The organism is Nocardiopsis sp. LOL_012 (genome assembly GCF_048060475.1).
Lineage (GTDB): Bacteria > Actinomycetota > Actinomycetes > Streptosporangiales > Streptosporangiaceae > Nocardiopsis.
Map to the genome: position 1 here is coordinate 44,202 of NZ_JBHMIV010000040.1, position 6,000 is coordinate 50,201.

7 protein-coding genes are annotated in these 6,000 nt (G+C 70.7%); 1 reads left to right on the forward strand and 6 read right to left on the reverse strand.

The genetic code is table 11. The features are described from left to right. The first annotated feature begins 190 nt into the window (after nucleotides 1–190). A complete protein-coding gene (locus ACFHWE_RS20750; protein ID WP_416603414.1) occupies nucleotides 191–1,066 on the forward strand; it encodes an alpha/beta fold hydrolase in 876 nt (291 codons plus the stop codon). 292 nt (nucleotides 1,067–1,358) lie between these two features. Here the strand turns inward: ACFHWE_RS20750 and ACFHWE_RS20755 are convergent, their stop codons facing one another. The 6 genes from ACFHWE_RS20755 to infB all read right to left on the reverse strand — a co-directional run. Next, nucleotides 1,359–1,643, reverse strand: a complete 285-nt coding sequence (locus tag ACFHWE_RS20755; RefSeq protein ID WP_416603415.1) for a type II toxin-antitoxin system RelE family toxin — start codon at nucleotides 1,641–1,643, stop codon at nucleotides 1,359–1,361. Continuing rightward, complete coding sequence (locus ACFHWE_RS20760) at nucleotides 1,636–1,929, reverse strand: type II toxin-antitoxin system Phd/YefM family antitoxin (RefSeq protein WP_028648344.1); 294 nt, start codon at nucleotides 1,927–1,929, stop codon at nucleotides 1,636–1,638. Before ACFHWE_RS20760 ends, ACFHWE_RS20755 begins: the two co-directional genes overlap by 8 nt. A 57-nt stretch (nucleotides 1,930–1,986) precedes the next feature. Continuing rightward, a complete protein-coding gene (gene truB / locus ACFHWE_RS20765) occupies nucleotides 1,987–2,874 on the reverse strand; it encodes a tRNA pseudouridine(55) synthase TruB (RefSeq protein ID WP_416603416.1) in 888 nt (295 codons plus the stop codon). Nucleotides 2,875–2,931: 57 nt separating this feature from the next. Beyond that, nucleotides 2,932–3,369, reverse strand: coding sequence for a 30S ribosome-binding factor RbfA (rbfA, locus tag ACFHWE_RS20770; RefSeq protein WP_416603417.1), 438 nt, complete (start codon nucleotides 3,367–3,369; stop codon nucleotides 2,932–2,934). A gap of 2 nt (nucleotides 3,370–3,371) precedes the next feature. After that, complete coding sequence (locus ACFHWE_RS20775) at nucleotides 3,372–3,668, reverse strand: DUF503 domain-containing protein (RefSeq protein ID WP_416603423.1); 297 nt, start codon at nucleotides 3,666–3,668, stop codon at nucleotides 3,372–3,374. Nucleotides 3,669–3,754: 86 nt separating this feature from the next. After that, on the reverse strand, nucleotides 3,755–6,000 hold a 2,246-nt coding region (gene infB, locus ACFHWE_RS20780), incomplete at its 5' end, for a translation initiation factor IF-2 (protein ID WP_416603419.1).

A 6,000-nucleotide genomic window follows, 5' to 3' on the forward strand; every position in this document is an offset into this window, starting at 1 on the left:
CTCGCACCTGTTCGTGAACGAACGACCACGACGCACACTATCGGCACGCGCCGGGTCCCCCTGAATCCAGGGTGCCACCGCCGCGGGCGCTCCGTGCGCGCGTGGACACCCGCAGCGCCCGCGGCGGAGACCGTCCGCCCTGAGCGGACAGGGGTCGACCCGGCCCCCTCCCCGCCGTAGCGTCCCCTCCATGACGCGCATCGACATCGGCCGGACCGTACTGGGCTACGAGGAGAGGGGCGAGGGCCCGCCGGTGGTCCTCGTGCACGCGGCGGTCGGGGACCGCCGGATGTGGGACCACCAGTTCGCGGCGCTGGCCGAGAGCCACCGGGTGGTGCGCTACGACTGGCGCGGCTACGGCGAGTCGGACGACGCCTCCGGGGCGGTCGCCCACCACGAGGACCTGCTGGCCCTGATGGACGCGCTGGACATCGAACGCGCCGCCCTGGTGGGGGCGTCGATGGGCGGCGGGTTCGCGGTGGACGCCGCCCTGACCGCGCCGGAGCGGGTGAGCGCCCTGGGGCTGGTGTGCGCGGCGATGACGGGGCGGCCCTGGCCGGAGAGCTTCACCACGGCGGCGGGCCGGGCCATGGCCGACGCGGTGCCGCCCGAGCGCCTCGCGCGGTACCGGCGGGGGCACGCCGACCCCGCCCCGGAGGACGTGGACGCGATGGCCAGGGCCCAGGCCCGATTCTTCGTGCTGGGGCCGCACCGGGACCCGCGGGACCTGCCCGAGGGGGTGTGGGAGCGGCTCCTGGAGCTGTACCGCGCCACCTTCCAGCGGATGTGGAGCGGCCCGCCCGGCACGGAGGCCCCGCCCGAGCCGCCCGCCGAGGGCCGCCTGAAGGAGATCGGCGTACCGGCCCTGGTGGTCAAGGGGGGCCGGGACGTCCCCGAGATCCAGGAGATCTCCGACGTGTACGCCGCGGGCCTGCCGCAGGCGCGCCTGCTCGACCTCCCCGGATCGGGGCACATGCCGTCCCTGGAGTGCCCCGCCGAACTCACCGGTGCCCTGGTGGACTTCCTGGCCGGGCACGGGTCCGGCGTGTGGGAACGTCATAGGTGACCCGGAGCGACCGGCGCCCGCTGCTCCTGCCGCGTCGTGGCCGCGCGCGATGACGCTCACGACGGCGGAACACCTCGGGAGGATCGGCCGTGGACGAGAAGCGACGCGAGAAACTGGCCCGGTACTACGACCACCACGACCTCGGCGAAGAGATCGCCCGGGGAGATCTGACGAACGCATCCAAGCGGTGCTCGACAGGATCCACCGATCCTATGTGGAACAAGAGGTCCAAGCCACTCCCTGCCCACCGAGAACACCGAAGACCACCACCGACACGGCGTGATTCCAACGGTCAGCGCCTCCCCGAATAACGATAGGCGTCAGCCCTGCCCTGAATATCGAGGACGACAACCGTGTGCGCCTCATCGTCGATCCGGTAACGCACACGGTATGTGGAGCGGCGCGCCACCCACTGTCCACGGAACGGGACTTGAAGGGGTTTCCCCACCCGTCGAGGCGCGGATCGAAGATCCCCGTCCACCAACTCCCACACAGCCGAGGCGATCTTGACCGGGAGTTCCTCCACAAGCGCGCGGCGAGCAGGCCGGACCAGAACAAGGTCATACCGGTCACTCATGCCTGACCTCACGTTCCACTCGCTCCCGCAGGAGTTCGGCCATCTCCTCAGCGGTCGTCACATCGCCCGCTTCAAGTGACTTCTCGGCTTCACGCAGCCGCTCCTGCTCCTCCGGGCTCTCCAAAAGGGCGAACGTCTCCATGAGCGACTCGTAGTCGTCCACGGAGATCACCACGGCAGAAGGCTTCCCGTTGCGCGTGATGGTGATGGAGTCGTGGGTTCTCTCGACGGCATCGATGATCTTGGACAGCTTGTTTCTGGCTTCCGCCAGCGGCAGCATCATCATGCACATGATTCTAGCCACAATGAGGGTTCATGTACATGATGAGCGCCAATAAACAGGTCAGGCGGGGTCGAAGACGACCACCGGCTTGGTGTGGTCCCGGCGGTTCTCCCCCAGCGCCACCACACGGCCGTCGGGCGCGAACAGCCCCACCGGGCCGCCGCCCGATCCCTGGACCGCGATCCGGTTGCCGTGCCGGATCCGCCCCGTCTCCTCCTCGGTGAGCTCCCGCGCCGGGAACGCCGCCGCCACCGCCAGAGCCAGCGGGATCTGCGTGAACTCCTCGGCGAGCTGCTCCAGGGTGCGCGCCCGCGCCAGGTCGTAGGGCCCCACCCGGGTACGGCGCAACGCGGTCAAGTGGCCGCCCACCCCCAGGTCAGCGCCCATGTCGCGGGCCAGCGACCGGATGTAGGTGCCACTGGAGCAGGTCACCTCGGCGTCCACGTCCACGAACACGCCGTCGGCGTCCGCCACCCGGCGCACGTCGGAGACGGTGAAGGCGCTCACCGTCACCTCGCGCGCCTTGAGCGCGACCTCCTTGCCCTCCCGAGCCGACTTGTAGGCCCGCTTGCCGTCCACCTTGATCGCGCTGACCTGCGGCGGCACCTGCTGGATCCGCCCGGTGAGCCGGACCACGGCCTCCCGGACGTCCTCGTCGGAGACGCCGGAGGCGTCCGTGCGCACCCCCGGCTCGCCCTGGGCGTCGTCGGTGTTGGTGGCCAGCCCCAGCCGGACGGTCGCCTCGTAGACCTTCTCCGTGAGCGCGAGGTGGCCCAGGATCTTGGTGCCCTTCTCGATCCCCAGCACGAGCACGCCCGTGGCCATCGGGTCCAGCGTTCCGGCGTGCCCCACTCTGCGGGTGCGCGCCAGTCCGCGGGTCTTGGCGACCACGTCGTGGGAGGTCCAGTCGGCGGGCTTGTCGACGACCAGGACACCGCTCTCGGCCATGGCTCTCCTAGGGAAAAGGGGCGGCGGCGCGTTGGCGCCGCCGCCCGAACGTTGGCTCTACTCGTCCTCTTCGAGTTCGCGGGGGGCCTTGTACGGGTCGGCCTCCCCGGCGTGCCGGGCACCGGTGGCCTTCTGGGCCACCTCCTCGTCGGACCTGCGCGCCTGGGCGAGCAGCTCCTCGATGTGCTGAGCGTTCTGCTGCACCTCGTCGAAGACGAAGGTCAGGCTCGGTGTGTGCCGGATGCCGGTCTGGCGGCCCACCTCGCTGCGGATCAGGCCCTTGGCGCTCTCCAGGGCGGCGGAGGTGCCCGCCTTCTCCTCGGGCGAGCCGAACACCGTGTAGTACACCGTGGCGTCCCGCAGGTCGGCGGTGATCCGGGCGTCGGTCACCGTGACGAACCCCAGGCGGGGGTCCTTGACCCGCCGGTCCAGCATCTCGGCGACGATGCGCTGGATGCGGTCGGCGATCTTCCGCGCGCGAGCGGCGTCAACCATGGTCAGTCTTCCTCTTCGTTGAAGAGCCGCTGCCTGGCGGACAACAGCTCCAGTTCGGGACGGCCCGCGACGAACCGTTCACAGGAGTCCATGAGCTCCCGGGCGTGCGCGGCCGTCGACGAGACCACCGCCACACCGATCTTGGCCCGGCGGTACAGGTCCTGGTCGGCGGTCTCGGCGACCGACACCGAGAACTTGCGGCGCAGGTCGGCGACGACCGGGCGCACCACCGAACGCTTCTGTTTGAGTGAACGGACGTCCCCGAGCAGGACGTCCAGGGACAGCGCCCCAACGTACACGTGGATCACCTGTGGGTGTGTGAGCCGTCAAAGGAGGAGCCCCGGCCTCGCGGCCGGGGCCCCAGTGGGATCAGACTCCGCGAGGGTCAGTCGCGGGGCTTCTCCTGCATCTCGTAGGTCTCGATGACGTCTTCGAGCCTCAGGTCGTTGTAGCCGACACCGATACCGCACTCGAAGCCCTCGCGGACCTCGGTCGCGTCGTCCTTGAACCTGCGCAGCGACTCCACGGTGAGGTTGTCGGAGATGACCACCCCTTCGCGGATGAGCCGCGCCTTGGCGTTGCGGCGGATGAGGCCGCTGCGGACGATCGAACCGGCGATGTTGCCGATCTTGGGCACCTTGAAGACCTCGCGGATCTCGGCGCTGCCGAGCTGGACCTCCTCGTAGACGGGCTTGAGGAGACCCTTGACGGCGGCCTCGACCTCGTCGATGGCCTTGTAGATCACCGAGTAGTACCGGATGTCCACGCCCATGCGGTCGGCGAGCTCGCTGTTCTTGCCCTCGGGCCGAACGTTGAAGCCGATGATGATCGCGTCGGCGGAGGACGCCAGGTTGATGTCGTTCTGCGTGATCGCACCGACACCGCGCCCGATGACCCGGATGGCGACCTCGTCACCGCCGGAGTCGATCTTGAGCAGCGACTCTTCGAGGGCCTCCACGGAACCGGACATGTCGCCCTTGATGAGGAGGAGCAGCTCGGAGCGCTCGCCCTCCTTGAGGCGGTCCTGCCAGGTCTCCATCGTGACCCGCCGCGCCGACTTCGCCTGCTGGGCGAAGCGCTCGCGCGCCTCGCGCTGCTGGGCGATCTGCCGGGCCACCCGGTCGTCCTTGACGACCAAGAAGCTGTCGCCGGCGCTGGGCACGTTGGTCAGACCCAGCACCTGCACCGGGCGGGACGGCTCGGCGCTCTGCACGTTCTGGCCGTGCTCGTCGAGCATGGCCCGCACGCGGCCGTAGGCGTCGCCGCAGACGATCGAGTCGCCCACGTCCAGGGTGCCGCGCTGGACCAGCACCGTGGCCATCGAACCGCGGCCGCGGTCCAGGTAGGCCTCGATGGCGATGCCCTGCGCGTCCATGTCCGGGTTGGCCTGGAGTTCCAGGGCCGCGTCGGAGGTCAGGACGATCGACTCCAGCAGGGAATCGATGTTGGTGCCCTTGAGGGCGGAGATGTCCACGAACTGGACGTCGCCGCCGTACTCCTCGGCCACCAGGCCGTACTCGGTGAGCTGCGCGCGGACCCGCTGCGGGTCGGCACCCTCGACGTCGATCTTGTTGACCGCGACGACGATCGGCACCTCGGCCGCCTTGGCGTGGTCGATGGCCTCGGCCGTCTGCGGCTTGACGCCGTCGTCGGCCGCCACCACCAGGACCGCGATGTCGGTGACCTTCGCACCTCGGGCACGCATGGCGGTGAACGCCTCGTGACCGGGGGTGTCGATGAAGGTGATCTTGCGGTCCTCGTCCTCCACCCGGGTGGAGACCTGGTAGGCGCCGATGTGCTGGGTGATCCCGCCGGCCTCGCCGCTGACGACGTTGGCCTTGCGGATGGTGTCCAGCAGCCGGGTCTTACCGTGGTCGACGTGACCCATGACGGTGACCACCGGCGGACGCGGACGCAGGTCCTCGTCGCCGCCCTCGTCCTCACCGAACTCGATGGAGAAGGACTCCAGCAGCTCGCGGTCCTCGTCCTCGGGACTGACGACCTCGACCGTGTACTTGAGCTCCTCGCCCAGCAGTTGCAGGGTCTCGTCCGGCAGCGACTGGGTCGCGGTGACCATCTCGCCCAGGTGCATCATCACCTGGACCAGCGACGCCGGGTTGACGTCGATCTTGTCGCCGAAGTCCGACAGCGAGGCGCCGCGGGACAGGCGGATCACCTGGTTGTTGCCGCTCGGGATCTTGACGCCGCCGAACGACGGGGCCTGGAGGTCCTGGAACTCTTGGCGCCGCTGCTTCTTGGACTTGCGGGAGCGCCCGGGACGACCGCCCGGACGGCCGAACGCGCCGGCCGTGCCGCCACCGCGCCCGCGACCGCCGCCGCCGGGACGGCCGCCGAAGCCGCCGGGACGACCGCCGCCGCCACCGGGACGCGGACCCGCGGGGGCTCCCCCGCGGCCGCGGCCGCCACCGGGACGTCCGCCCCGGCCGCCGCCCGCGGGCGCGGCCGGACGGGACGCGGGCATGTTCATCGGACTGGGACGCGGACCGCCGGGACGAGGGGCGCCGCCGCCGGGACGGGGACCGCCGCCCGGACGCGGAGCGCCGGAGGCGCCGCCGGGGCGCGGGGCGCGCTGGTCGCCGCCCTGGGGACCCGGACGCGGACCGCCCGGAC